Origin of the sequence: Pseudomonas chlororaphis subsp. chlororaphis (genome assembly GCF_003945765.1) — a bacterium.
Taxonomy (GTDB): Bacteria; Pseudomonadota; Gammaproteobacteria; order Pseudomonadales; family Pseudomonadaceae; genus Aquipseudomonas; species Aquipseudomonas chlororaphis.
The window spans coordinates 396,890-419,690 of the sequence record NZ_CP027712.1 but is presented as its reverse complement, the minus strand read 5'-3'; the positions used below and the strand labels follow the sequence as shown (position 1 = coordinate 419,690).

24 protein-coding genes and 1 tRNA gene are annotated in these 22,801 nt (G+C 63.3%); 13 read left to right on the top strand and 12 right to left on the bottom strand.

Going from position 1 to position 22,801, the window contains the following annotated elements; all coding sequences use genetic code 11:
- Positions 1–357: 357 nt before the first annotated feature.
- Positions 358–1,443 carry a nitrogen regulation protein NR(II) gene (glnL, locus tag C4K27_RS01870; protein WP_007929942.1) on the top strand — a complete coding sequence of 362 codons (1,086 nt, stop codon included), beginning with the start codon at positions 358–360 and terminating at the stop codon, positions 1,441–1,443.
- Entirely contained in the window at positions 1,440–2,876 is a 1,437-nt protein-coding gene (gene ntrC, locus C4K27_RS01865) for a nitrogen regulation protein NR(I) (protein ID WP_007929941.1), read from the top strand. Before glnL ends, ntrC begins: the two co-directional genes overlap by 4 nt.
- Positions 2,877–3,687: 811 nt before the next feature.
- Here the strand turns inward: ntrC and C4K27_RS01860 are convergent.
- Positions 3,688–4,128, bottom strand: a complete 441-nt coding sequence (locus tag C4K27_RS01860; protein ID WP_053259313.1) for a hypothetical protein — start codon at positions 4,126–4,128, stop codon at positions 3,688–3,690.
- Here C4K27_RS01860 and trmL point away from each other — a divergent pair.
- Together trmL and C4K27_RS31140 are read left to right on the top strand one after the other, a co-directional pair.
- Entirely contained in the window at positions 4,127–4,582 is a 456-nt protein-coding gene (gene trmL / locus C4K27_RS01855) for a tRNA (uridine(34)/cytosine(34)/5-carboxymethylaminomethyluridine(34)-2'-O)-methyltransferase TrmL (protein WP_007930832.1), read from the top strand. The genes C4K27_RS01860 and trmL overlap by 2 nt on opposite strands.
- A gap of 9 nt (positions 4,583–4,591) precedes the next feature.
- Positions 4,592–4,741 (top strand): hypothetical protein, encoded by a 150-nt coding sequence (locus tag C4K27_RS31140; RefSeq protein ID WP_155500330.1) that lies wholly within the window; start codon positions 4,592–4,594, stop codon positions 4,739–4,741.
- On the opposite strand, the gene secB is transcribed toward C4K27_RS31140, so the two are convergent.
- Genes secB through C4K27_RS01840 form a run of 3 tightly spaced genes read right to left on the bottom strand, consistent with a single transcriptional unit; the run spans position 4,735 to position 5,943 of the window.
- Complete coding sequence (gene secB, locus C4K27_RS01850; RefSeq protein WP_007930826.1) at positions 4,735–5,217, bottom strand: protein-export chaperone SecB; 483 nt, start codon at positions 5,215–5,217, stop codon at positions 4,735–4,737. The genes C4K27_RS31140 and secB overlap by 7 nt on opposite strands.
- 56 nt (positions 5,218–5,273) lie before the next feature.
- Complete coding sequence (gene grxC, locus C4K27_RS01845; RefSeq protein ID WP_007930824.1) at positions 5,274–5,528, bottom strand: glutaredoxin 3; 255 nt, start codon at positions 5,526–5,528, stop codon at positions 5,274–5,276.
- A 1-nt stretch (position 5,529) separates the two neighbouring features.
- A complete protein-coding gene (locus tag C4K27_RS01840) occupies positions 5,530–5,943 on the bottom strand; it encodes a rhodanese-like domain-containing protein (protein WP_007930821.1) in 414 nt (137 codons plus the stop codon).
- Positions 5,944–6,094: 151 nt separating this feature from the next.
- Between C4K27_RS01840 and gpmI the strand changes: the two genes are divergently transcribed.
- From gpmI to C4K27_RS01820, 4 genes are all read left to right on the top strand, one after another.
- Complete coding sequence (gpmI, locus tag C4K27_RS01835) at positions 6,095–7,624, top strand: 2,3-bisphosphoglycerate-independent phosphoglycerate mutase (protein ID WP_053259312.1); 1,530 nt, start codon at positions 6,095–6,097, stop codon at positions 7,622–7,624.
- A 136-nt stretch (positions 7,625–7,760) separates the two neighbouring features.
- On the top strand, positions 7,761–9,047 hold the full coding sequence (locus tag C4K27_RS01830) for a murein hydrolase activator EnvC family protein (RefSeq protein WP_053259311.1): 1,287 nt from the start codon (positions 7,761–7,763) through the stop codon (positions 9,045–9,047).
- Between the two features lie 31 nt (positions 9,048–9,078).
- A complete protein-coding gene (locus C4K27_RS01825; protein WP_009041761.1) occupies positions 9,079–10,389 on the top strand; it encodes a S41 family peptidase in 1,311 nt (436 codons plus the stop codon).
- A 166-nt stretch (positions 10,390–10,555) separates the two neighbouring features.
- A complete protein-coding gene (locus C4K27_RS01820) occupies positions 10,556–11,314 on the top strand; it encodes a divergent polysaccharide deacetylase family protein (RefSeq protein WP_097134207.1) in 759 nt (252 codons plus the stop codon).
- A gap of 152 nt (positions 11,315–11,466) precedes the next feature.
- Here C4K27_RS01820 and C4K27_RS01815 read toward each other — a convergent pair whose 3' ends face one another.
- The 7 genes from C4K27_RS01815 to C4K27_RS01785 form a co-directional block, all read right to left on the bottom strand.
- On the bottom strand, positions 11,467–12,222 hold the full coding sequence (locus C4K27_RS01815) for a substrate-binding periplasmic protein (RefSeq protein ID WP_053259309.1): 756 nt from the start codon (positions 12,220–12,222) through the stop codon (positions 11,467–11,469).
- 63 nt (positions 12,223–12,285) lie between these two features.
- A complete protein-coding gene (gene hisF, locus C4K27_RS01810; RefSeq protein ID WP_007921812.1) occupies positions 12,286–13,056 on the bottom strand; it encodes an imidazole glycerol phosphate synthase subunit HisF in 771 nt (256 codons plus the stop codon).
- Between the two features lie 9 nt (positions 13,057–13,065).
- Complete coding sequence (gene hisA, locus C4K27_RS01805; protein WP_007921811.1) at positions 13,066–13,803, bottom strand: 1-(5-phosphoribosyl)-5-[(5-phosphoribosylamino)methylideneamino]imidazole-4-carboxamide isomerase; 738 nt, start codon at positions 13,801–13,803, stop codon at positions 13,066–13,068.
- 42 nt (positions 13,804–13,845) lie between these two features.
- Positions 13,846–14,103, bottom strand: coding sequence for a DUF2164 domain-containing protein (locus tag C4K27_RS01800; RefSeq protein WP_007921810.1), 258 nt, complete (start codon positions 14,101–14,103; stop codon positions 13,846–13,848).
- Positions 14,104–14,742 carry an imidazole glycerol phosphate synthase subunit HisH gene (gene hisH, locus C4K27_RS01795; RefSeq protein WP_053259308.1) on the bottom strand — a complete coding sequence of 213 codons (639 nt, stop codon included), beginning with the start codon at positions 14,740–14,742 and terminating at the stop codon, positions 14,104–14,106.
- Entirely contained in the window at positions 14,742–15,335 is a 594-nt protein-coding gene (hisB, locus tag C4K27_RS01790; protein WP_007921806.1) for an imidazoleglycerol-phosphate dehydratase HisB, read from the bottom strand. The genes hisH and hisB overlap by 1 nt, the downstream gene beginning before the upstream one ends.
- Before the next feature lie 333 nt (positions 15,336–15,668).
- Positions 15,669–17,330, bottom strand: coding sequence for an OFA family MFS transporter (locus tag C4K27_RS01785; RefSeq protein ID WP_053259307.1), 1,662 nt, complete (start codon positions 17,328–17,330; stop codon positions 15,669–15,671).
- Positions 17,331–17,708: 378 nt separating this feature from the next.
- On the opposite strand from C4K27_RS01785, the gene C4K27_RS01780 reads away from it, so the two are divergent.
- The 5 genes from C4K27_RS01780 to C4K27_RS01760 all read left to right on the top strand — a co-directional run bounded on the left by C4K27_RS01780 (position 17,709) and on the right by C4K27_RS01760 (position 21,928).
- A complete protein-coding gene (locus C4K27_RS01780) occupies positions 17,709–18,119 on the top strand; it encodes an acetyl-CoA sensor PanZ family protein (RefSeq protein WP_053259306.1) in 411 nt (136 codons plus the stop codon).
- A gap of 68 nt (positions 18,120–18,187) precedes the next feature.
- Positions 18,188–20,416: an AsmA family protein gene (locus C4K27_RS01775; protein ID WP_053259305.1), complete on the top strand. Its 2,229-nt coding sequence runs from the start codon at positions 18,188–18,190 to the stop codon at positions 20,414–20,416.
- Positions 20,413–21,480, top strand: a complete 1,068-nt coding sequence (mutY, locus tag C4K27_RS01770) for an A/G-specific adenine glycosylase (protein ID WP_053259304.1) — start codon at positions 20,413–20,415, stop codon at positions 21,478–21,480. Before C4K27_RS01775 ends, mutY begins: the two co-directional genes overlap by 4 nt.
- Entirely contained in the window at positions 21,477–21,749 is a 273-nt protein-coding gene (locus C4K27_RS01765) for an oxidative damage protection protein (RefSeq protein ID WP_007921798.1), read from the top strand. Before mutY ends, C4K27_RS01765 begins: the two co-directional genes overlap by 4 nt.
- Positions 21,750–21,852: 103 nt before the next feature.
- A tRNA-Phe gene (locus C4K27_RS01760) sits at positions 21,853–21,928 on the top strand.
- Positions 21,929–22,016: 88 nt separating this feature from the next.
- Here C4K27_RS01760 and C4K27_RS01755 read toward each other — a convergent pair.
- On the bottom strand, positions 22,017–22,475 hold the full coding sequence (locus C4K27_RS01755; RefSeq protein WP_007921797.1) for a hypothetical protein: 459 nt from the start codon (positions 22,473–22,475) through the stop codon (positions 22,017–22,019).
- Between the last annotated feature and the right edge of the window lie 326 nt (positions 22,476–22,801).

The following is a 22,801-nucleotide window of genomic DNA, read 5'->3' as shown; positions in this document are numbered from 1 at the left end:
ACGCTATCCGCCGCACACTTCCAGGCCCGCCAGCAAGCGGGCCTTTTTGCGTGCGCCGCGAATTCTTGACCGGCGCACGGCTGGCTATTCTTTAGCGCAGCCTCGGATAAATCGCACTATATTGGTGCATCAAGCTGCACCTGCACCCATCCGCAGCCCATTTTGGTTCGAAAGTACCCAGCGCAGCCGGCAAAGCGCTGCGAAACAGAACTTTAAACGTCTGTTTCAGGGCTCGAGCGCTTCTTTTCGGAGCCTTGGTTTGGTTTTTGCATTTTCTCGATACCAGCGCCTTGTTCGCGCGCGCAATCCTGGGCCGGCCCGGGATTGCCTTGTTTCAAAAGAGGTCAACATTTACCCATGACCATCAGCGATCAACTACACCGCTTGCTACTCGACAACCTGACCACCGCGACCATCCTGCTCAACGCCGACCTGCGCCTTGAGTACATGAACCCAGCGGCGGAGATGTTGTTGGCCATCAGTGGCCAGCGCAGCCATGGGCAATTCATCAGCGAACTGTTCACCGAGTCGGCCGAAGCCCTGAGCTCCTTGCGCCAGGCGGTGGAACAGGCGCACCCGTTCACCAAGCGCGAAGCCATGCTCACCGCGCTGACCGGCCAGACCCTGACCGTGGACTACGCGGTGACGCCAATCCTGAGCAATGGCGACACCCTGCTGTTGCTGGAAGTCCACCCCCGTGACCGCCTGCTGCGGATCACCAAGGAAGAGGCCCAGTTGTCCAAGCAGGAAACCAGCAAGATGCTGGTGCGCGGCCTGGCCCACGAGATCAAGAACCCCCTCGGCGGGATTCGCGGCGCCGCCCAGTTGCTGGCCCGCGAACTGCCGGACGAGAACCTCAAGGACTACACCAACGTCATCATCGAAGAGGCCGACCGCCTGCGGAACCTGGTGGACCGCATGCTCGGTTCCAACAAGCTGCCATCGCTGGCCCTGTGCAACGTGCACGAAGTGCTGGAGCGCGTGAGCAGCCTGGTGGAAGCCGAAAGCCAGGGCTGCATCACCCTGGTGCGCGACTACGACCCGAGCATTCCCGATGTACTGATCGACCGCGAACAGATGATCCAGGCGGTGCTCAACATCGTGCGCAACGCGATGCAGGCCATCAGCAGCCAGAACGAGCTGCGCCTGGGCCGCATCAGCCTGCGCACCCGCACCATGCGCCAGTTCACCATCGGCCACGTGCGCCACCGCCTGGTGACCAAGATCGAGATCATCGACAACGGCCCGGGGATCCCCGCGGAACTCCAGGAAACCATCTTCTTCCCCATGGTCAGCGGCCGTCCGGACGGTACCGGGCTGGGCCTGGCCATTACCCAGAACATCATCAGCCAGCACCAGGGCCTGATCGAGTGTGACAGCCATCCCGGCCACACCACGTTCTCGATCTTTCTGCCACTGGAACAAGGAGCCCCATCGACATGAGCCGTAGTGAAACCGTGTGGATCGTCGATGACGACCGTTCTATCCGTTGGGTTCTGGAGAAAGCCTTGCAACAGGAAGGCATGACCACCCAGAGCTTCGATAGCGCCGATGGTGTGATGAGTCGCCTGGCCCGCCAGCAGCCGGACGTGATCATCTCCGACATCCGCATGCCCGGCGCCAGTGGCCTGGACCTGCTGGCGCGGATCCGCGAGCAGCACCCGCGCCTGCCGGTGATCATCATGACCGCGCATTCGGACCTGGACAGCGCTGTCGCCTCCTATCAGGGCGGCGCCTTCGAGTACCTGCCCAAGCCGTTCGATGTCGACGAAGCGGTGTCCCTGGTCAAGCGCGCCAACCAGCACGCCCAGGAGCAGCAGGGCCTGGAAGTGATCCCGGCGCTGGCCCGCACCCCGGAAATCATCGGTGAAGCGCCGGCGATGCAGGAGGTGTTCCGCGCCATCGGTCGCCTCAGCCACTCCAACATCACCGTGCTGATCAACGGTGAGTCCGGTACCGGTAAAGAGCTGGTGGCCCACGCCCTGCACCGCCACAGCCCACGGGCGGCTTCGCCGTTCATCGCGCTGAACATGGCGGCGATCCCCAAGGACCTGATGGAATCCGAGCTGTTCGGCCATGAAAAAGGCGCCTTCACCGGCGCGGCCAACCTGCGGCGCGGGCGCTTCGAACAGGCCGACGGCGGCACCCTGTTCCTCGACGAGATCGGCGACATGCCGGCCGACACCCAGACCCGCCTGCTGCGGGTGCTGGCCGACGGCGAGTTCTACCGGGTCGGCGGGCATACGCCGGTCAAGGTCGATGTGCGCATCATCGCCGCGACCCACCAGAACCTGGAAACCCTGGTGCACGCCGGCAAGTTCCGCGAGGACCTGTTCCATCGCCTGAACGTGATCCGTATCCATATCCCGCGCCTGTCGGACCGTCGCGAAGACATTCCGACCCTGGCCAAGCACTTCCTCAGCCGCGCCGCCCAGGAGCTGGCCGTCGAGCCCAAGCTGCTGAAAAGCGAGACCGAGGAATACCTGAAGAACCTGCCGTGGCCCGGCAACGTGCGCCAGCTGGAGAACACCTGCCGCTGGATCACCGTGATGGCTTCGGGTCGCGAGGTGCATATCAGCGACCTGCCGCCGGAGCTGCTGAGCCTGCCGCAGGATTCGGCGCCAGTGACCAACTGGGAGCAGGCCCTGCGCCAGTGGGCCGACCAGGCCCTGGCACGCGGCCAGTCGAGCCTGCTGGACAGCGCGGTGCCGAGTTTCGAGCGGATCATGATCGAGACCGCCCTCAAGCACACCGCCGGCCGCCGCCGCGACGCCGCCGTGCTGCTGGGCTGGGGCCGCAACACCCTGACGCGCAAGATCAAGGAGTTGGGGATGAAGGTCGACGGCGGGGATGACGACGACAGCGACGAGGGCTGAGCCGCGTAACCCCCTGTAGCCGCTACCGCAGGCTGCGATAAGGCCGAAGGCCTTCAGCGATCTTGAGATCCTGCGCGCCCTTCGGTCGCGATCGCAGCCTTCGGCAGCGGCTACAGGGCAAGACATTCGTGTTGTGCCGAATGACAGATCCAATCGCGGGCAAGCCTCGCTCCTACAGATGAAGGTGTTCTGTAGGAGCGAGGCTTGCCCGCGAAGCTTTTTGTGCACCGCAATGGTGAGCCTGCACTGCCCGAATGCGCGGCTGGACGTGGGATTTCCCCCGTGGGCGATCTCGATTTCTCTCGCAAAAACATATCCGCACAACGGCGAAAGCCCCGTAAACCGGGGCTTTCAGCTTTTCTTGAAAATTCGCTTAACCGTTTAAGCCGAAATTGGCACGCCCCCTGCAAAGACAAGATCATGAGTGCAGTCACTCACCCGTTTTGGGGACCTTGGTACAGGCAGGCCGAGAATCCCCTTCTTTACACCCGGAACCCATACCGCTCGCAGCGACGGGTTCCACCCGGTTTGGGGAACCCTGGTACAGGCAGGCCAGGGATTCCCTCTTTAACACCCGGGCTCATCACGCTCACAGCGACGAGCCCCACCCGTTTCGGGAACCTTGGTACAGGCAGGCCGGGGATTCCCTCTTTACACCGGGCCCAGCGCAATCAGCGCGGCCCTCACGCTTTTGGGAACCTTGGTACAGGCAGGCCGGGGCTTCCCCTCTTTACACCGGGCCCGGCGCAATCAGCGCCCAGCCCTCACGCTTTTGGGGACCTTGGTACAGGCAGGCCGGGAATCCCCTCTTTTATTCCTCGCGCAGCCGGATCTCCAGGCGCCAGCGCCCGTCGACCTCGCTGCCCGACCACTCGGCGTGCAGCGCTCTTGCTGCGACCACGTTCAACAGCAACCCTTCCTCAGCCGCCCGCACCCGCCAGTTGGCATCCTTGTCGTTGATCTTCAACTGGCCCTTCTGCGCTCGCCCCTCGGCCTCGAACAACAGCACCACGGCCCCGTCGATGTGCTCGCCATGGACCTTGGGCTCGTTGTTGAACCACACCACCAGGGCGTTGGGCTGGACCTGCACTTCCTGCAACTCGGTGGGGTCCGGGGTGGTGAGGCGACCGATCATCAACCCGACCATCACGCCAAAGATCGCCAGCGAGCCGAATACCCGCAGCATTAGCTTCGGCCGGACGTCCGCTTCAGGCGTAGAATGCGGCCTGTCTTTTTCTTCGGAGCCGTGCATGTTTCACGTCATCCTTTTTCAACCAGAAATTCCGCCGAATACCGGCAACGTAATCAGGCTGTGCGCCAATAGCGGCTGCCACCTGCATTTGATCGAACCGCTGGGTTTCGAAATGGACGACAAGCGCCTGCGCCGGGCCGGCCTCGACTACCACGAGTACGCCACCCTGCAGCGCCATGCCGACCTCGCCAGCTGTCTTGAAAGCCTAGGCCATCCGCGCCTGTTCGCCTTCACCACCAAGGGCTCGCGACCTTTCCACGACGCCAGCTTCGCCGAGGGCGATGCCTTCCTGTTCGGCCCGGAAAGCCGTGGCCTACCCGCCGAGGTACTGGACGCCCTGCCCGCCGAACAACGCCTGCGCCTGCCCATGCGCGAAGGCTGCCGCAGCCTGAACCTGTCCAACACCGTGGCGGTGGCTGTCTACGAAGCCTGGCGCCAGCTGGGGTTCAAGTAGGAGCGAAGCTTGCTCGCGATGAACGATAACGCAGTGCTTCAGACGTTTCGCGTCGGCCCCATCGCGGGCAAGCCTCGCTCCTACCCGAATGTTTCGCCCGAGCATGAAAAAAGCGCCTTTAACGGCGCTTTTTTCATGCTCGGGCAAAGCTCTTACTGAACGGTGCCTTCACCGGCCGCCTGCAGGCGTTGCAGCTCTTGCGCGTACAGCGCGTCGAAGTTCACCGGAGCCAGCATCAGGGCCGGGAACGAACCGCGGGTCACCAGGCTGTCCAGCGCTTCGCGAGCGTACGGGAACAGGATGTTCGGACAGAACGCGCCCAGGGTGTGGCTCATCGAAGCGTCGTCCAGGTTCTTGATCAGGAAGATACCGGCCTGTTGCACTTCGGCGATGAACGCCACTTCGTCGCCGTTCTTCACGGTGACCGACAGGGTCAGCACGACTTCGTGGAAACCCTCTTCCAGCGCCTTCTGACGGGTGTTCAGGTCCAGGCCGACGCTCGGCTCCCACTGCTGGCGGAAGATCGCCGGGCTTTTCGGAGCTTCGAAAGACAGGTCACGCACATAGATACGCTGCAGCGAGAATTGCGGTGCGGATTCGTCTTCGGTCGCAGCGGTGTTCTGTTGGTCAGTCATCTCAGATCCTTCTTGATCTCGGGGTCATGTAGGGTTTGCTGAACTTGGGTGGTCAGTCAGGCCGCGAGCAGCGCGTCGAGCTTGCCGGCGCGCTCCAGGGCGAACAGATCGTCACAACCGCCCACATGGGTGCTGCCGATCCAGATCTGCGGCACGGACGTGCGCCCGGCCTTCTGGGCCATTTCGGCGCGAACCTGCGGCTTGCCGTCGACCTTGATCTCTTCGAAGGCTACGCCTTTGTTCTCGAGCAGGTACTTGGCCCGCGAGCAGTAGGGGCAGTAATCGCTGGAATAGACGACGACGGCAGCCATATCACTTCACCAGCGGCAGGTTGTCGGCTTTCCAGCTGCCAACGCCGCCGGACAGCTTGGCGGCGGTGAAGCCGGACTTCATCAGCTCGCGAGCGTGGGTGCCCGCGTGCTGACCCAGGGCGTCGACCAGAATGATGGTCTTGGCCTTGTGCTTTTCCAGCTCGCCCACGCGGGCGGCCAGTTTGTCTTGAGGGATGTTCAACGCGCCGACGATATGGCCCGCGGCGAAGTCCTTGGTCGGACGGATATCGATCACCACGCCCTGCTCGCTGTTCACCAGCGCGGTCAGTTCACGGGTGCTGAGGCTGCGGCCGCCGCGGCTCAACTCGTGAGCGATCAACAGAGCCAGCAAGATGACGAAGGCGCCGACGAGCAAGTAGTGTTCAGTGGCGAATTGAATCAGGTGAGCAACCATCAAGGAGGTTCCAGGGCGTTAAAATGTCGGCCAGTATACACAGCCCTCCGGGTCGGCCAAACCCCGCCCGGCGGTGACGCCACCGGAACTTCGCTTTAAACTGCCACTCCCTTTTTCCAACATTCTCCCAATCCAGCCACGAGTGGAATCTATGACTACCACGCCTAAACCTTTGGTCCTGATGATTCTGGATGGCTTCGGTCACAGCGAGAGCCACGAATCCAACGCTATCTATGCAGCCAAGAAGCCGGTCCTCGACCGCCTGTGCGCCAGCGTGCCGAACGGCCTGATCTCGGGTTCGGGCATGGATGTCGGCCTGCCGGACGGCCAGATGGGCAACTCCGAAGTCGGCCACATGAACCTCGGCGCCGGCCGCGTGGTGTACCAGGATTTCACCCGTGTCACCAAAGCCATCCGCGATGGCGAGTTCTTCGAGAACCCGACCATTTGCGCCGCCGTGGATAAAGCCGTGGCCGCCGACAAGGCCGTGCATATCCTCGGCCTGCTGTCCGATGGCGGCGTGCACAGCCACCAGGACCATCTGGTGGCCATGGCCGAACTGGCCTTCAAGCGTGGCGCCGAGAAGATCTACCTGCACGCCTTCCTCGACGGCCGCGACACCCCGCCGAAAAGCGCCACCTCGTCGATCGAACTGCTGGATGAAACCTTCAAGACCCTGGGCAAGGGCCGCATCGCCAGCCTGATCGGCCGCTACTTCGCCATGGACCGCGACAACCGCTGGGACCGCGTGGCCCAGGCCTACAACCTGATCGTCGATGGCAAGGGTGAATTCAACGCCGCCACCGCCCAGGAAGGCCTGCAGGCCGCCTACGAGCGTGGCGAGAGCGACGAATTCGTCAAGGCCACCACCCTCGGCGAGCCGGTGAAAGTCGAAGACGGCGACGCCGTGGTGTTCATGAACTTCCGCGCCGACCGCGCCCGCGAGCTGAGCCGGGTGTTCGTCGAGGACGGTTTCAAGGAATTCGAGCGCGCCCGCCAGCCGAAACTGGCCGGTTTCGTCATGCTGACCCAATACGCGGCAAGCATTCCGGCCCCTTCGGCCTTTGCCCCGGGCAGCCTGGAAAACGTGCTGGGCGATTACCTGGCGAAAAACGGCAAGACCCAGCTGCGCATCGCCGAAACCGAAAAATACGCCCACGTGACCTTCTTCTTCTCCGGCGGCCGTGAAGAGCCATTCCCGGGCGAAGAACGCATCCTGATCCCGTCGCCGAAAGTCGCCACCTACGACCTGCAGCCGGAGATGAGCGCGCCGGAAGTCACCGACCGGATCGTCGACGCCATCGAAAACCAGCGCTACGACGTGATCGTGGTCAACTACGCCAACGGCGACATGGTTGGCCACAGCGGCGTGTTCGACGCCGCGGTCAAGGCCGTCGAGTGCCTGGACCTGTGCGTCGGCCGCATCGTCGATGCCCTGGAAAAGGTCGGCGGCGAAGCCCTGATCACCGCCGACCACGGTAATGTCGAGCAGATGTCCGACGCTTCCACCGGCCAGGCCCACACCGCCCACACCAGCGAGCCGGTACCCTTCATCTATGTGGGCAAGCGCGACCTGAAAGTCCGTGAAGGCGGAGTCCTGGCCGACGTGGCGCCGACCATGCTGAAACTGCTGGGCCTGCCGCAGCCCGCGGAAATGACTGGCACTTCGATACTGGTCTGATATCAAAAAGACCGAATAATGGGCCGCAAACGGCTTTTTATGACGAACGCCTCAAAGCAGTTGGCTTTGAGGCGTTTTTTTTGCAGCGAGGGGCGGGCATACTAGGCCGTCCCTTTCCCTGGTGTCGCCCGCCTCTATGCTTCGCGCCCTGATTACCCTTGCTCTGATCTGCCTGCTCCAACCGGCCTTCGCCGACGAGCGCGCGCAAACCCAACAGCAGTTGGACGCCACGCGTCAGGATATTGCCGAGCTGAAAAAGCTGCTGGGCAAGCTGCAGGAAGAAAAATCCGGCGTGCAGAAAGACCTGCGCGGCACCGAAACCGAGATGGGCAAGCTGGAAAAGCAGGTCGATGCCCTGCAGAAAGAGCTGAAGAAAAGCGAATCCGAGCTGCAGCGACTCGATGAGGAGAAAAAAAAACTCCAGAGCGCGCGCATTGAACAACAACGACTGATCGCCATCCAGGCCCGTGCGGCCTACCAGAACGGCCGTCAGGAGTACCTCAAGTTGCTGCTCAACCAGCAGAACCCGGAAAAATTCGCCCGCACCCTGACTTATTACGACTACCTGAGCCAGGCCCGCCTGGAGCAGCTGAAGAATTTCAACGAGACCCTGCGCCAGCTGGCCAATGTCGAAAAGGAAATCTCCCTGCAGCAAGCCCAGCTGCTGGTGCAGAAAAGCAGCCTCGACACCCAGCGTGAAGAACTCGACAAGGTCCGCAAGGAACGCCAGGTGGCCCTGGCCAAGCTCAATGACGACGTGAAGGCCCGTGGCGACAAGCTCAAGGCCCGCGAACAGGACCAGGCCGATCTGGGCAAGGTCCTGAAAACCATCGAGGAAACCCTGGCCCGCCAGGCCCGCGAGGCAGAGGAAGCGCGACAGAAAGCGCTGATCGCCCAGCAGGAAGCCGAAAAAAAGCGTTTGCGTGAGGCCCAGGCCAGTGCCGACGAGAGCCCGAGCAAGCCGCCCCGAGCGACACCCGGCCCCTTGGTTTCCAGCGCAGGCGCCTCCTATGGAGGCCCTTTTGCTTCATCCCGAGGAAAACTTCCATGGCCGGTTGATGGTCGACTGCTGGCGCGCTTCGGCGAAAGCCGCGGCGACGATGCCCGGACCAAGTGGGACGGGGTGATGATCAGCGCCTCGGCCGGCAGCCAGGTGCATGCCGTCCATGGCGGCCGTGTAGTGTTCGCCGACTGGTTGCGCGGCGCCGGCCTGCTGGTGATCCTCGACCATGGCAACGGCTACTTGAGCCTCTACGGACACAACCAGACGCTGCTTAAAGAAGCGGGCGATATCGTCAAGGCCGGCGAGTCCATCTCCACTGTCGGTAGCAGTGGCGGACAGGGCGCGCCTGCACTGTACTTCGCTATTCGCCAGCAGGGTCGCCCAAGCGACCCAGCACAATGGTGCCGCGCGCAAGGATAAGCGCGCCATCTCATTCAGGAGTTCGTTCGACATGCTGCATTTGTCCCGCCTCACCTCGCTGGCCCTGACGATCGCTCTGGTGATCGGTGCGCCCCTGGCGTTCGCCGCCGAAACCGCTCAGTCGGCAGCCGCCACGACCACCAAGGCGCCATTGCCGCTCGAAGAGCTGCGCACCTTCGCCGAGGTCATGGACCGGATCAAGGCCGCCTATGTCGAACCCGTCGACGACAAGACCCTGCTGGAAAACGCCATCAAGGGCATGCTCAGCAACCTCGACCCGCATTCGGCCTACCTGGGCCCTGAAGACTTCGCCGAGCTGCAGGAAAGCACCAGCGGCGAGTTCGGCGGCCTGGGCATCGAAGTCGGCGCCGAGGACGGCATCATCAAGGTGGTGTCGCCGATCGACGACACCCCGGCGTCCAAGGCCGGCATCCAGGCCGGCGACCTGATCGTCAAGATCAACGGCCAGCCGACCCGCGGCCAGAGCATGACCGAAGCCGTGGACAAGATGCGCGGCAAGATCGGCCAGAAGATCACCCTGACCCTGGTACGCGACGGCGGTGCGCCGTTCGACGTGACCCTGGCCCGCGCCACCATCCAGGTGAAGAGCGTGAAGAGCCAACTGCTGGAGTCGGGCTACGGCTACATCCGCATCACCCAGTTCCAGGTCAAGACCGGCGAGGAAGTCTCAAAGGCCCTGGCCAAGCTGCGCAAGGACAACGGCAAGAAGCTCAACGGCATCATCCTCGATTTGCGCAACAACCCGGGCGGTGTGCTGCAATCGGCGGTGGAAGTGGTCGACCACTTCATCACCAAGGGCCTGATCGTCTACACCAAGGGCCGCATCGCCAACTCCGAGCTGCGCTTCTCCGCCACCGGCAAGGACGAAAGCGAAGCGGTGCCGATGGTGGTGCTGATCAACGGTGGCAGCGCCTCGGCTTCGGAGATCGTCGCCGGCGCCCTGCAGGACCAGAAACGCGCGGTGCTGATGGGCACCACCAGCTTCGGCAAGGGCTCGGTGCAAACCGTGCTGCCGCTGAACAACGACCGTGCGCTGAAGATCACCACCGCGCTGTACTTCACGCCGAACGGCCGTTCGATCCAAGCCCAGGGCATCGTGCCGGACATCGAGGTGCGCCGCGCCAAGATCACCAGCGAAGCGCAGGACAACGAGTACTTCAAGGAAGCCGACCTGCAAGGTCACCTGGGCAATGGCAACGGCGGCGCCGACAAGCCGACCGCTTCCGGCAGCAAGCCCAAGCCGATGCCGCAGGACGACGACTACCAGCTGGCCCAGGCCCTCAGCCTGCTCAAGGGCCTGAGCATCACCCGCAGCAAGTGATGGAACCCGTCGCGAGCAAGCCCGCCGCCTCCTCTGCAGGAGCGAAGCTTGCTCGCGATAGTGCCCTGATGACCGCCACACCCCGCCAAGGCTTTACCCGAACCCTATGCTTCAAATCCCCATGATCAACCAACGCCAACCCCTCCCACGGTTGTCGTGGAGGCTCATGATCGGGCTTCTGTGCCTCCTCGCCTTCACCTCGACCCAGGCCGCCGAGCCCGCCCCGCGCAAGGCCTACCTGAGCCTGATCATCGACGACCTCGGGCAGAACCTGCCCCGCGATCGCCGCGTACTCGCCCTGCCCGGCCCGGTGACCACGGCGATCATGCCCGACACGCCCCACGCCGCCGAGTTCGCCCGCGAAGCCCATCGCGCCGGCAAGATCGTCATCCTGCACATGCCCATGGACCCGGCCACCGGGCCCTTCGCCTGGCACCCCGAGCTGCCCATCGAAGAGCTGGAAAAGCGCCTCAACGCCGCCTTCAAGGCCGTGCCCTACACCAGCGGCATCAACAACCACATGGGCAGCCGCATGACCTCCCAGCCCCAGGCCATGGCCTGGCTGATGGGCGAGTTGCAGCGCCGCCACAAGTTCTTTGTCGACAGCCGCACCAGCGCCAAGACCGTGGCCGCCGCCGAGGCGCAGAAGATCGGCCTGGCCAGCGTCTCCCGCGATGTGTTCCTCGACGACGAACGCACCGAAGCGGCGATCGGCACCCAGTTGCAGACCGCGATCAACCTCGCGCGCAAGCAGGGTTCGGCGGTGGTGATCGGCCATCCCTACCCGCAGACCCTGGCCGTGCTCGAACGCGAACTGCCCAGGCTCAAGGCCCAGGGCATCGACTGGATCGATATCAAGTTGATGATCAGCGTGCGCAGCAACAAGGCCATGGCCGGGCACGGCAAGGATGGGGTTTACCGCTGAGGCCAACATACCCTGTAGCCGCTGCCGCAGGCTGCGATCGGGCGCGCAGCGGCCGCTAATGCGGCCAGCACATAATCCTGGGTGGCATGGAATATCGTTGGCGACGGCTGCGCCGTCGATCGCAGCCTGCGGCAGCGGCTACAGGGGAGCAGTCAGAGGTAGCGCCCCATGATTTCTTCCACCACGCCCTCCTCGCGCAGTTGATCCAGCGCGGCCTGCAGCCGGGCGACGGTCTCGTCCGAGACTTCTTTGTTCAGCGCCAGGTACAACTGGGCGCTGTGGAAGCGCAGCACGGTCTTGAGCCCGGTCACGCCTTCCTGCCTGGCCAGATAGCGCCCGGCGGGATCGCCAGTGGCCCATAGGTCGATCTGGCCGCCAACCAGCTTCCTGGCATTGTCCTGGTCCCTCAGCACCACCAGCGGCTTGAGTCCTTGCTTGGCCAGGGTCTCGGCGATGGCGTCACCCTTGTAGGCGCCGATCCGGTACTTGCGCGCCTGCTCCAGGGATTGCAGGGCGATCTTGCTGTCGTCCCGGGCCAGCATGATCCAGTCATCCGGGCCGATGGGGCCGACCCATTTGAACAGCGGCTCCCGGTCCGGCAGCCGCGCCGTGACAAACACGCCATACCCCGGCTGCTCCAGGGCGAGCTTGTAGATGCGCTCCCAGGGAAAACGCAGGGTCAGGCTGTAATTGATCCCGGCACGCTTGAACATTTCGCGGACGATATCCACGGCGATACCGTTGATATTCTCGCCCTGGGCAAAGTTCTTGCCGTTCTTGGCCATGTTGTAGGGGGGGAAGTTTTCCGTCAGCAGCACCAGGGAGGTGCCTGGCGTTTGCGCTGCGCGAGCGCCTGCGGCGAAGAGGACCGAAGCGCTGGCAAGAACAAGAAGAAGACGTTTGAACATGACGGGCTACCGGAATCCATGGCGTGCCCAAGAGTGCCGCGAGCCCGCCATGCTGTCCAGTGGCTACCGCACGACGATGCCGCGGTGCGCCATATAAGCCTTGGCTTCCGGAACCGTGTACTCGCCGAAGTGGAAGATGCTCGCCGCCAGTACCGCGCTGGCGTGGCCTTCGAGGATGCCGTCGGCCAGGTGCTGCAGGTTGCCGACCCCGCCCGAGGCGATCACCGGAATGCCCAGGGCATCGCTGATGGCGCGGGTCACACCCAGGTCGAAGCCGTTCTTCATGCCGTCCTGGTCCATGCTGGTCAGCAGGATTTCGCCGGCGCCCAGGCCTTCCATCTTCTTCGCCCACTCCACCGCGTCCAGCCCGGTGGGCTTGCGCCCGCCGTGGGTGAAGATCTCCCAGCGCGGGGTTTCGCCCGGCCCGGAAACCTTCTTCGCATCGATGGCGACGACGATGCACTGCGAGCCGAAATGCTGCGCTGCTTCGCCGACGAACTCGGGGTTGAACACCGCTGCGGTGTTGATCGAGACCTTGTCCGCCCCGGCGTTGAGCAGGTTGCGGATGTCCTGCACGGTGCGCACGCCACCGCCCACGGTCAGCGGGATGAACACCTGGCTGGCCATGCGCTCGACGGTATGCAGCGTGGTGTCGCGGCCATCGACGCTGGCGGTGATGTCGAGAAAGGTAATCTCGTCCGCGCCCTGCTCGTCGTAGCGACGGGCGATTTCCACCGGGTCGCCGGCATCGCGGATGTTCTCGAACTTGACACCCTTGACCACCCGGCCGTTGTCCACGTCCAGGCAAGGGATGATGCGTTTAGCCAGCGCCATGGTGAGTCCTCAGCCTTGGTACGAATCGCAGAAGGCTTGCGCCTCGGCGACGTCGAGGGTGCCTTCGTAGATCGCGCGGCCGGTAATGGCGCCAATGATCCCCGGAGCCTTGGCGTCCAGCAGGGCCTTGATGTCGCCCAGGTTGTGGATACCGCCGGAAGCGATCACCGGGATCTTGGTGGCAGCGGCCAGGGCGGCGGTGAAGGGTACGTTGCAGCCCTGCATCATGCCGTCTTTGGCGATGTCGGTATAAACGATGGCGGACACGCCGTCGGCTTCGAAGCGCTTGGCCAGGTCGATGACCTGCACGCTGCTGACCTCGGCCCAGCCGTCGGTGGCGACGAAGCCGTCCTTGGCGTCCAGGCCGACGATCACTTTGCCCGGGAAGGCGCGGCAAGCTTCGGCGACGAATTCCGGCTCTTTCACCGCCTTGGTGCCGATGATCACGTAGCTCACGCCAGCCTTGACGTAGTGCTCGATGGTTTCCAGCGAGCGGATGCCGCCACCGATCTGGATCGGCAGGTTCGGGTAGCGCTTGGCGATGGCGGTGACCACTTCGCCGTTGACCGGCTGGCCTTCGAAGGCGCCGTTCAGGTCGACCAGATGCAGACGGCGGCAGCCGCCCTCCACCCACTTGGCAGCCATGCTCACCGGGTCATCGGAGAACACCGTGGAATCTTCCATGCGGCCCTGGCGCAGACGTACACAGGCACCGTCTTTAAGATCGATAGCGGGGATAATCAGCATCTGGCAAACCTTCAAATTCGATTGTTCAGCTTCACTCGGAAATCAGTTTTTCTCGAGCGCCCACAGGTCGCTTTCAATGCTTTCGAACCGCTCTTTGAGCTGGGCCTGCACATCGAAAATCGCCCTGTTGTAATAGTGCGGAGCAATTTCGCGGGTAAACAGTTCAAGAATCTCGGCCGCCTCGAACGAGCCCAGGTCGAGCTCGAAGCGATCTTCCATGAAGCGCTGGATCTTGTGATTGGCCTCACTTTCCTGCTCGGGCGTGAGGGTCAGGATCGGCGCCTTCTTCTTGACCGCCATTTACCAGCGACCGTCCCACGCCGCGAAGTTCTGCAGCAATTGCAGGCCATGGGTATGGCTTTTCTCCGGGTGGAACTGCACGGCGAAGCGCGAGCCCTCGGCCAGTGCCGCGGCGAAATCGACGCCGTAGTGGCCGCTACCGACCACCTGCCGCGCGTTGCCGGCGGCGATGTAGTAGCTGTGCACGAAGTAGAAGCGCGCCAGGTCCGGGATGTTGTGCCACAGCGGGTGGCTCACCGCCTGTTTCACTTCGTTCCAGCCCATGTGCGGGACTTTCAGGTGCTCGCCGTCCTCATGCAGGCCCTTGCCGAAGAACTTCACCTGGCCGGGGAACAGGCCGATGCAGTCGACGCCGTCGTTCTCTTCGCTGCGGTCGAGCAAGGCTTGCATGCCCACGCAGATGCCGAGGAACGGACGGTCCTGGCTGACTTCACGCACCAGCGCATCGAAGCCCAGGCGACGGATCTCCGCCATGCAGTCGCGAATCGCGCCGACGCCGGGGAAGACCACCCGGTCGGCTTCGCGAATCACATTGGCATCGCTGGTGATCAGCACCTTGCCGGCGCCAACGTGCTCGAGGGCCTTGGCCACCGAGTGCAGGTTGCCCATGCCGTAATCGATAACCGCGACCGTCTGCATTACAGCACGCCCTTGGTCGAAGGCATCTGCCCGGCCATGCGGTCATCCAGCTCCACGGCCATGCGCAGCGCGCGGCCGAAAGCCTTGAACACGGTTTCGATCTGGTGGTGGGTGTTGTGCCCACGCAGGTTGTCGATGTGCAGGGTGACGTTGGCGTGGTTGACGAAGCCCTGGAAGAATTCCTGGAACAGGTCGACATCGAAGCCGCCCACGGTGGCGCGGGTGTAAGGCACGTGCATCTGCAGGCCAGGGCGGCCGGAGAAGTCGATCACCACGCGCGACAGTGCTTCATCGAGCGGCACGTAGGCGTGGCCGTAGCGACGGATGCCCTTCTTGTCGCCGATGGCTTTGGTGAAGGCCTGACCCAGGGTGATACCGACATCCTCCACGGTGTGGTGGTCGTCGATATGCAAGTCGCCTTTGCTTTCGATATCCAGGTCGATCAGCCCGTGACGGGCGATCTGGTCCAGCATGTGCTCAAGGAAGGGAACCCCGATATCGAATCGGGCCTTTCCGGTGCCATCCAGGTTGATCGAGGCTTTGATCTGGGTTTCCAGAGTGTCGCGCTCGACGGACGCCTTACGTTCGGCCATCACCAGCTCCGCAAAATCATTGGGCGAAAAAGGCGAACATTATAGGCCGGACGGCGGCTAAACAGGAACACGCAGGACAAGATCCTGACGGGCTGAAGCCAATAAAGCCGGGGCTGTACCTGTCATGACAAGCAATATGAAATCGCTGGCCGCTACCGAAGCCTCCCGAAAGCCCACGGCCGATCGCAAATCTTCTGTAGGAGCGAGGCTTGCCCGCGAACAGGATCGCGCGGTGCATCAGGTATACCCCCGCTATCGTTCGCTCATCGCGGGAAAGCCCCGCTCCTACAGAAAAAGGTCGATGCGCCTGGCAGCAATACCAGGCGCAATCACTTAGTGGAACAACACCGCGGTCTTCTGCAGGGTGACCCACACGCCCCACGCCAGCGGAATACCCACCACCAGCCAGGCGGCGACCGCCAGCGGCACGCTGCCGGACGAGGCCTTCCACTCCAGCACGGTGGTGCTGTCCGCGCCCTTGTCATGACCCAGCGCCTGTTCGGCGGCCAGCTCGGCGTCGCTCATGAAGTACTTGTCGGCCACCGGACGCACCAGCAGGTTGCACAGGAAACCCAGCACCAGCAGGCCGGCGAGGATGTACAGGGTGATGTCGTAGGCCGCGGCGCGCTCGACGCCGATGCTCAGCTGATATTCACGCAGGTAGTTCACCAGCACCGGGCCAAGCACGCCCGCCGCCGCCCAGGCGGTCAGCAGGCGACCGTGGATCGCGCCCACCATCTGGGTGCCGAACAGGTCCGCCAGGTAGGCCGGAACCGTGGCGAAACCGCCGCCGTACATCGACAGGATGATGCAGAACGCCGCTACGAACAGCGCGACGTTGCCCAGGTGCCCGAGGTTCGGGATCAGCGCATACAGGGCAAAACCCAGGGCGAAGAACACGAAGTAGGTGTTCTTGCGCCCCAGATAGTCGGAGAACGACGCCCAGAAGAAGCGACCACCGATGTTGAACAGGCTCAGCAGACCGGTGAAGCCGGCGGCGATCGCGGCGATCGACGCCAGTTGCGAGGCATCCAGCTGACCGAAGGCCAGTTCATTGCCCAGCAGCTTGCCGGCGAGGACTTCCTGCAACAGCGGCGAAGCCATGCCGAGGATGCCGATACCCGCGGAAACGTTCAGGCACAGCACCAGCCATACCAGGCGGAACTGCGGGGTTTTCCAGGCCACGTTCACATGCACATGACGGTGGGTGATCATCGCGTTCGCGGCTTTTTTCGCCGGCGGGGTCCAGCCCTCGGGCTTCCAGCCAGTCGGCGGTACGCGGTACGACAGCGCGCCACCGATCATGAACACGAAGTAGATCGCCGCCATCACCAGGAAGCTCTGCCAGACGCCGACGCCGGTTGGCGAAGCGAAGTGGCTCATCAGTGCCGCCGCCAATGGCGCACCGACCATCGCACCACCGCCGAAGCCCATGATCGCCATGCCGGTGGCCATGCCGCGCTTGTCCGGGAACCACTTGATCAGGGTCGACACCGGCGAGATGTAGCCCAGGCCCAGGCCGATACCGCCGATCACGCCGGAGCCGAGCCACATCAGCCAGATCTGGTGGGTATAGATACCCAGCGCCGAAATCAGCAGGCCGCCGCACCAGCACAGCGCCGACACCACACCGGCCTTGCGCGGGCCGGCGTGCTCCAGCCAGCCGCCCCAGATCGCCGCGGAGCAGCCGAGGAAGATGAAGAACAGGGTGTAGATCCAACCGAGCATCGAGATCGGCCAGTCGCACTGGGACGAAAAGACCTGAGCGATAAAGCCCATGTCCGGGGCGCAGGCCACCGGGGCGGTCACGCCCAGGGCCTTGGACAGCGGCAACCAGAACACCGAGAAGCCGTAGGCCATGCCGATGCACAGGTGGATGGCCAGAGCGGCCGGTGGAACCAGCCAACGGTTGAAACCGGGCTTGGCAATGATGCGCTCTTTGGACAAGAACGCCGGCTGGGCGGCAATCGCGCCCGCCTCGGTGCTAGTGCTCATGAGTGTTTCCCCCAATTATTGGAATTATTCGCCGGCCACTCTTCACTCACGACCTTTGCACGCAGACGTGGCCGTTTTATCGAGTGAAGCTCCATAGAGTGCGACTTTTGGTCGCGGAAGGGCAGATGAACTGCGAGAGATTACCATTTGCTCGTGACAGAAAAAGCAAACTGCCATCACCTTTTCAGCGTCATCTGCTCCGAAAGATGGCAATAACGCTTCTGTAGGAGCCAGGTTTGCCGGCGATGGGTGTTATGCGGTGTGTCAGGCAGAACGCTTCGCGGGCAAGCCTGGCTCCTACAGAAGCCTGCCCCTCGCCAGCCCGCGCGCTGCTGTCGATAATGGCCAGCCATTCCTTCGCTCTGCACAGGATTCCCCATGCCCATCGTTGTCGAGTCGCTGAAAGAAATCAGCTATCAGGATCAGCAGGACCTGCAGAAGATCTACCGCGACGCTCCGCCTTGGCTGTTCGCCCCGCAGCGCGACGATATGGAACTGATCGAGACCGCCCTGGGCGACGGCAGCCTGATCGCCGGGCGCTTCAACGACCGCCTGCTGGGCGCCGCCCGCCTGCAACGGCACCAAGACGTCTGGCACCTGTCCCAATTGTGTGTGCGCAAGATCACCCGGCGTCGCGGCGTGGCCGAGCGACTGGTGAGCGAAGCCCGGACAATGGCCGCCCGGCATGACGCCACCTTGCGCCTGCTGGCCCCCGCCGGGCACCTCGAAGCCCAGGCGCTGGCGGCCAAGCTGCAGATACCGCTGGATGTGCTGCAAAGCGATCAGTGACCAGTGGCCAGGCCCGGGGCGTTATACTCCCTGGCTAAATTCGAATTCGACACTACAAGGACTCGCCCATGAAAGCGTTCGGCAAAATCCTGGGTCTGGTACTTCTCGGGCTGTTGCTGATCATCGTGGCTCTCGGCTTCGCCCTGACTCACCTGTTTGATCCCAACGACTACAAAGAAGAAATTCGCCAGATAGCCCGCGACAAGGCCCACATCGAGCTGACGCTCAATGGCGATATCGGCTGGAGTCTGTTCCCCTGGCTCGGCCTCGAACTGCATGAGGCCGGGGTCGCCACCCTGGCCAACCCGACCCAGCCATTCGCCGATTTGCAGATGCTCGGTTTGTCGGTCCGCGTGCTGCCGCTGCTGCGCCGCGAAGTGCAGATGAGCGATGTGCGTGTCGAAGGCCTGAACCTGCGCCTGACCCGCAACAAGGATGGCCACGGCAACTGGGAAGACATCGGCAAGGTCGCTCCCGCCGACAAGCAAGCCGCAACCCCGGCCACCAGCACCGGCGAAACCACGACCACGACCCCGGCCACCACGGAAAAACCGGCGCAGCCGATCCGCCTGGATATCGACAGCCTGACCGTGAACAACGCCCGGGTGGAATACAACGACGAACAGAGCGGCAAGCAGTTCACCGCCGAAAGCATCCAACTGAGCACCGGCCCGATCCACGAAGCGACCAATACCCCGGTCAAGCTCACTGCCTTCCTCGCCAGCACCCAGCCGGCCGTGCGCGTGCGCACCGAGCTGAAGGGCGAGCTGCGCTTCGACCGCGTCCTCAAGCGCTACCAGTTCGAAGACATGAAACTGTCCGGCGAAGCCGCCGGCGATCCGCTGCAAGGCAAGACCCTGACCTTCGCCGCCCAGGGCCAGCTGCTGCTGGACAAGGCCGCCAACGTCGCCGAATGGAACAGCCTGAAGCTCTCGCTCAACCAGCTGCGCGCCATCGGCGAGCTCAAGGTCAACGACCTGGACAAGACCCCGCAGCTCAACGGCGGCATCTCCATCGCCCAGTTCGACCTGGCCAAGTTTGTCGACAGCATCGGCCAGACCCTGCCGGCCATGGCCGAAGGCAGCCTGAGCAAGGTCGAGCTGGTCAGCCGCCTGTCCGCCACGCCGAACAGCATCGCCCTGGAAAACATCAACCTGAAACTCGACGACAGCAGCTTCAGCGGCCGCCTGGCGGTCGAAGACCTGGCCAAGCAATCGCTGCGCGCCCAGCTCAAGGCCGACACCTTCGACGTCGACCGCTACCTGCCGCCGAAATCCGCCGAAGCCAATAGCGCCGCGGTGGCACGCAAGGCCGAAGTGCAGAGCAGCGAAGCCAGCGCCGTCGCCGGGGCCGGCAACTCGCCGCTGCCGGACGCGCCGACCAAGGGCGCCTGGAGCACCGAGCGCCTGCTGCCGGTGGAACGCCTGAGCAAGCTGGATGTGGACGCCGACCTGAGCTTCGGCCAGTTGACCCTGGACAAGCTGCCGATCCAGAACGCCACACTCAAGGCCAACGGCCAGGGCGGCCTGCTGAAACTCGAGGGCCTGCGCGGCGAGCTGTACAACGGCAGCTTCGAAGCCAACGGTAACCTCGACGTGCGCCAGCCAACGCCGCAGTTGAGCCTGCAGACCAGGATCAACCGGGTACCGGTGGAACGCATCCTGGAAAGCCAGGGACAGAACCCGCCGGTCAAGGGCCTGGTGACCCTCGACAGCAACCTGACCAGCAGCGGCAACAGCCAGAAGGCGCTGGTCGACGGCCTCAACGGCAACGCCAGCTTCGTCGTCAACAACGGCGTGCTGCTCAATGCCAACCTCGAACAGCAAGTGTGCCAGGGCATCGCCACGCTGAACCGCAAGACCTTGAGCAGCGAGCCGCGGGGCAAGGACACGCCCTTCCAGGAACTCAAGGGCAACCTGACCCTGCGCAACGGCGTGGCCAGCAACCCGGACCTGAAAGTGCGCATCCCGGGCATGAGCGTCAAAGGCAATGGCGACATCGACCTGCGCGTACTGGGCATGGATTACCGGGTCGGCATCGTCGTCGAAGGCGACAAGAGCGACATGCCGGACCCGGCCTGCCAGGTCGGCGAGCGTTTTGTCGGCATCGAACTGCCGCTGCGCTGCCGCGGCCCGCTGGAACTGGGCGCCAAGGCCTGCCGCCTGGACCGTGACGGCCTGGGCCAGGTCGCGGCCAAGCTGGCCGGCGATCGCCTCAGCGAAAAACTCGATGAGAAGCTGGGCGACAAGGTCAGCCCGGAACTGAAAAACGCGCTCAAAGGGCTGTTCAAACGATGAGGGCCGAGCAGTTCGCACCGGCGGTACTGGACTGGTACGACCGCCATGGCCGCCATGACCTGCCCTGGCAGCAAGAGATCAACCCGTACCGGGTATGGGTCTCGGAAATCATGTTGCAGCAAACCCAGGTCAGCACCGTGCTCAACTACTTCGACCGGTTCATGGCCTCGCTGCCGACGGTCCAGGCCCTGGCCGCCGCGCCGGAAGACGAAGTGCTGCACCTGTGGACCGGCCTGGGTTACTACACCCGCGCGCGCAACCTGCAAAAGACCGCGAAGATCGTGGTCGCCGAGCATGGCGGCGAGTTCCCCCGCGACGTGGAAAAACTCACCGAGTTGCCGGGCATCGGCCTGTCCACCGCCGGCGCCATCGCCAGCATCAGCATGGGCCTGCGCGCGCCGATCCTCGACGGTAACGTCAAGCGGGTGCTGGCGCGCTTTACCGCGCAGGAGGGCTACCCGGGCGAACCCAAGGTGGCCAAGCAGCTGTGGGCCGCGGCCGAGCGCTTCACCCCGCAGACCCGGGTGAACCATTACACCCAGGCGATGATGGACCTGGGTGCCACCCTCTGCACCCGGAGCAAACCCAGCTGCCTGCTGTGCCCCCTGGAAAGAGGCTGCGAAGCGCACATGCTGGGCCTGGAAACCCGCTACCCGATTCCCAAGCCACGCAAGACGGTCCCGCAGAAACGCACGCTGATGCCGATGCTGGCCAACCACGAAGGCGCCATCCTGCTGTACCGCCGGCCTCCCAGCGGCCTGTGGGGCGGTTTGTGGAGCCTGCCGGAGCTGGACGACCTGGCGGACCTGGAACACCTGGCTTCGCAGCACTCGCTGGAGCTGGGCAAGCAACAGGAAATGCCCGGGCTGGTGCACACCTTCAGTCACTTCCAGCTGGCCATCGAGCCCTGGCTGGTGCAGGTCCAGGCATCCGCCCATCACGTGGCCGAGGCCGACTGGCTCTGGTATAACCTCGCCACCCCGCCGCGCCTGGGCCTTGCCGCCCCGGTGAAAAAGCTGCTCAAACGCGCGGCCGACGTATTGAACGCAGGAGAGTTGCAATGACCCGCACCGTAATGTGCCGCAAGTACAAAGAACAATTGCCGGGCCTGGAGCGTCCTCCGTACCCGGGTGCCAAGGGCCAGGAGATTTTCGAGCACGTGTCGGCCAAGGCCTGGGCCGACTGGCAGAAACACCAGACCCTGCTGATCAACGAAAAACGCCTGAACATGATGAACGCCGAAGACCGCAAATACCTGCAGGGCGAGATGGACAAGTTCTTCTCCGGCGAGGAATACGCCAAGGCCGACGGCTACGTGCCGCCGTCCGAGTAATTGCGCTCAAATCGGGGCGGGAACGTAAGCGGCGGTAATAATTAAACTTTTTTTCAAAACTTGCTTGACGCCCCCCCGAAAAACCCGTTTAATGCGCCCCGTTGCCCAGATAGCTCAGTCGGTAGAGCAGGGGATTGAAAATCCCCGTGTCGGCGGTTCGATTCCGTCTCTGGGCACCACTAATACCGAAACCCCTGAATCGCAAGATTCAGGGGTTTTTTATTGCCTGCGATTTGATGCGCCTGTTTTCAGCATTGCAGCCTTCACTCAATAACCTTCATTCCAATGCAGGTTGAGGTCGCGAATGCCCGCCACTTTCATATCCACCGCGCTACGCTCGGTACGCCCGCCACGGGTGGCGACAACCTGGTACTTGCCGGCCGGCAGTTGCACAAAGACGATGGGGCCCACCTGATTCAGGGTCAGGACCGGCTGCCCTTGCGGATTCTGGATCGCCAGGTCGACATCCGAGGTGTACTTGTTTTCCGGGCCGACGGAAAAGGTCATGTGCAGGTTGTACCCCTTGGTCTGCAAGAGCGTCCGCGATTCGTCCAGGCCGATACCGCCGGACAGATAGGTAATGCCGTTCTGCTGTTGAGGTTCCAGCTGCACGCCCGCCGGGTCGATGGGTTCGTTGCTGGGGGTGGCGGACTGTACGCTGAACGGCGCGAGTGACAGGAACGCCGCGAGAACGCCTGTTACGACACACAAGTAAAAGGACTTCATGATGAGCACTCCCGGGTTCGTCTCGAACCACTGAATGGGAAACGCCACCGCCAAGAGCCCAGCCCCAGAACGGCAGCGTCCGGGTCTCCCCTTTTCATCTTGAATAGCCCAGCTACGCCTCAGGCAAACGATGCTCGAATGAACAGCCCGTAAGCGTCATGCATCCGTGATCGCCCCCAGGCCCTGATATTCAGTGTACGCCCCGATGCCAGGCCGTTTAGATCGATTCGGTGTGATGCTTTTAACCAAAAGTACCTAGCAGCGGCGCCAATCCCGACGGTTGCCAGGGCGCGGACAAGGCGGTTATTAATGCTTGCACTTAAAAG

What these genes read in the sequence shown, in the direction of transcription:
- hisA (WP_007921811.1), bottom strand. Translation starts at nt 13,803, where the DNA reads ATGCTGATTATCCCCGCTATCGATCTTAAAGACGGTGCCTGTGTACGT.
- C4K27_RS01820 (WP_097134207.1), top strand. Translation starts at nt 10,556, where the DNA reads ATGATCGGGCTTCTGTGCCTCCTCGCCTTCACCTCGACCCAGGCCGCC.
- trmL (WP_007930832.1), top strand. Translation starts at nt 4,127, where the DNA reads ATGTTTCACGTCATCCTTTTTCAACCAGAAATTCCGCCGAATACCGGC.
- C4K27_RS01800 (WP_007921810.1), bottom strand. Translation starts at nt 14,103, where the DNA reads ATGGCGGTCAAGAAGAAGGCGCCGATCCTGACCCTCACGCCCGAGCAG.
- hisB (WP_007921806.1), bottom strand. Translation starts at nt 15,335, where the DNA reads ATGGCCGAACGTAAGGCGTCCGTCGAGCGCGACACTCTGGAAACCCAG.
- hisH (WP_053259308.1), bottom strand. Translation starts at nt 14,742, where the DNA reads ATGCAGACGGTCGCGGTTATCGATTACGGCATGGGCAACCTGCACTCG.
- C4K27_RS01755 (WP_007921797.1), bottom strand. Translation starts at nt 22,475, where the DNA reads ATGAAGTCCTTTTACTTGTGTGTCGTAACAGGCGTTCTCGCGGCGTTC.
- C4K27_RS01785 (WP_053259307.1), bottom strand. Translation starts at nt 17,330, where the DNA reads ATGAGCACTAGCACCGAGGCGGGCGCGATTGCCGCCCAGCCGGCGTTC.
- C4K27_RS01860 (WP_053259313.1), bottom strand. Translation starts at nt 4,128, where the DNA reads ATGCACGGCTCCGAAGAAAAAGACAGGCCGCATTCTACGCCTGAAGCG.
- grxC (WP_007930824.1), bottom strand. Translation starts at nt 5,528, where the DNA reads ATGGCTGCCGTCGTCGTCTATTCCAGCGATTACTGCCCCTACTGCTCG.
- C4K27_RS01765 (WP_007921798.1), top strand. Translation starts at nt 21,477, where the DNA reads ATGACCCGCACCGTAATGTGCCGCAAGTACAAAGAACAATTGCCGGGC.
- C4K27_RS01840 (WP_007930821.1), bottom strand. Translation starts at nt 5,943, where the DNA reads ATGGTTGCTCACCTGATTCAATTCGCCACTGAACACTACTTGCTCGTC.
- gpmI (WP_053259312.1), top strand. Translation starts at nt 6,095, where the DNA reads ATGACTACCACGCCTAAACCTTTGGTCCTGATGATTCTGGATGGCTTC.
- hisF (WP_007921812.1), bottom strand. Translation starts at nt 13,056, where the DNA reads ATGGCGCTGGCTAAACGCATCATCCCTTGCCTGGACGTGGACAACGGC.
- secB (WP_007930826.1), bottom strand. Translation starts at nt 5,217, where the DNA reads ATGACTGACCAACAGAACACCGCTGCGACCGAAGACGAATCCGCACCG.
- glnL (WP_007929942.1), top strand. Translation starts at nt 358, where the DNA reads ATGACCATCAGCGATCAACTACACCGCTTGCTACTCGACAACCTGACC.
- C4K27_RS01815 (WP_053259309.1), bottom strand. Translation starts at nt 12,222, where the DNA reads ATGTTCAAACGTCTTCTTCTTGTTCTTGCCAGCGCTTCGGTCCTCTTC.
- mutY (WP_053259304.1), top strand. Translation starts at nt 20,413, where the DNA reads ATGAGGGCCGAGCAGTTCGCACCGGCGGTACTGGACTGGTACGACCGC.
- C4K27_RS01825 (WP_009041761.1), top strand. Translation starts at nt 9,079, where the DNA reads ATGCTGCATTTGTCCCGCCTCACCTCGCTGGCCCTGACGATCGCTCTG.
- ntrC (WP_007929941.1), top strand. Translation starts at nt 1,440, where the DNA reads ATGAGCCGTAGTGAAACCGTGTGGATCGTCGATGACGACCGTTCTATC.
- C4K27_RS01775 (WP_053259305.1), top strand. Translation starts at nt 18,188, where the DNA reads ATGAAAGCGTTCGGCAAAATCCTGGGTCTGGTACTTCTCGGGCTGTTG.
- C4K27_RS01830 (WP_053259311.1), top strand. Translation starts at nt 7,761, where the DNA reads ATGCTTCGCGCCCTGATTACCCTTGCTCTGATCTGCCTGCTCCAACCG.
- C4K27_RS01780 (WP_053259306.1), top strand. Translation starts at nt 17,709, where the DNA reads ATGCCCATCGTTGTCGAGTCGCTGAAAGAAATCAGCTATCAGGATCAG.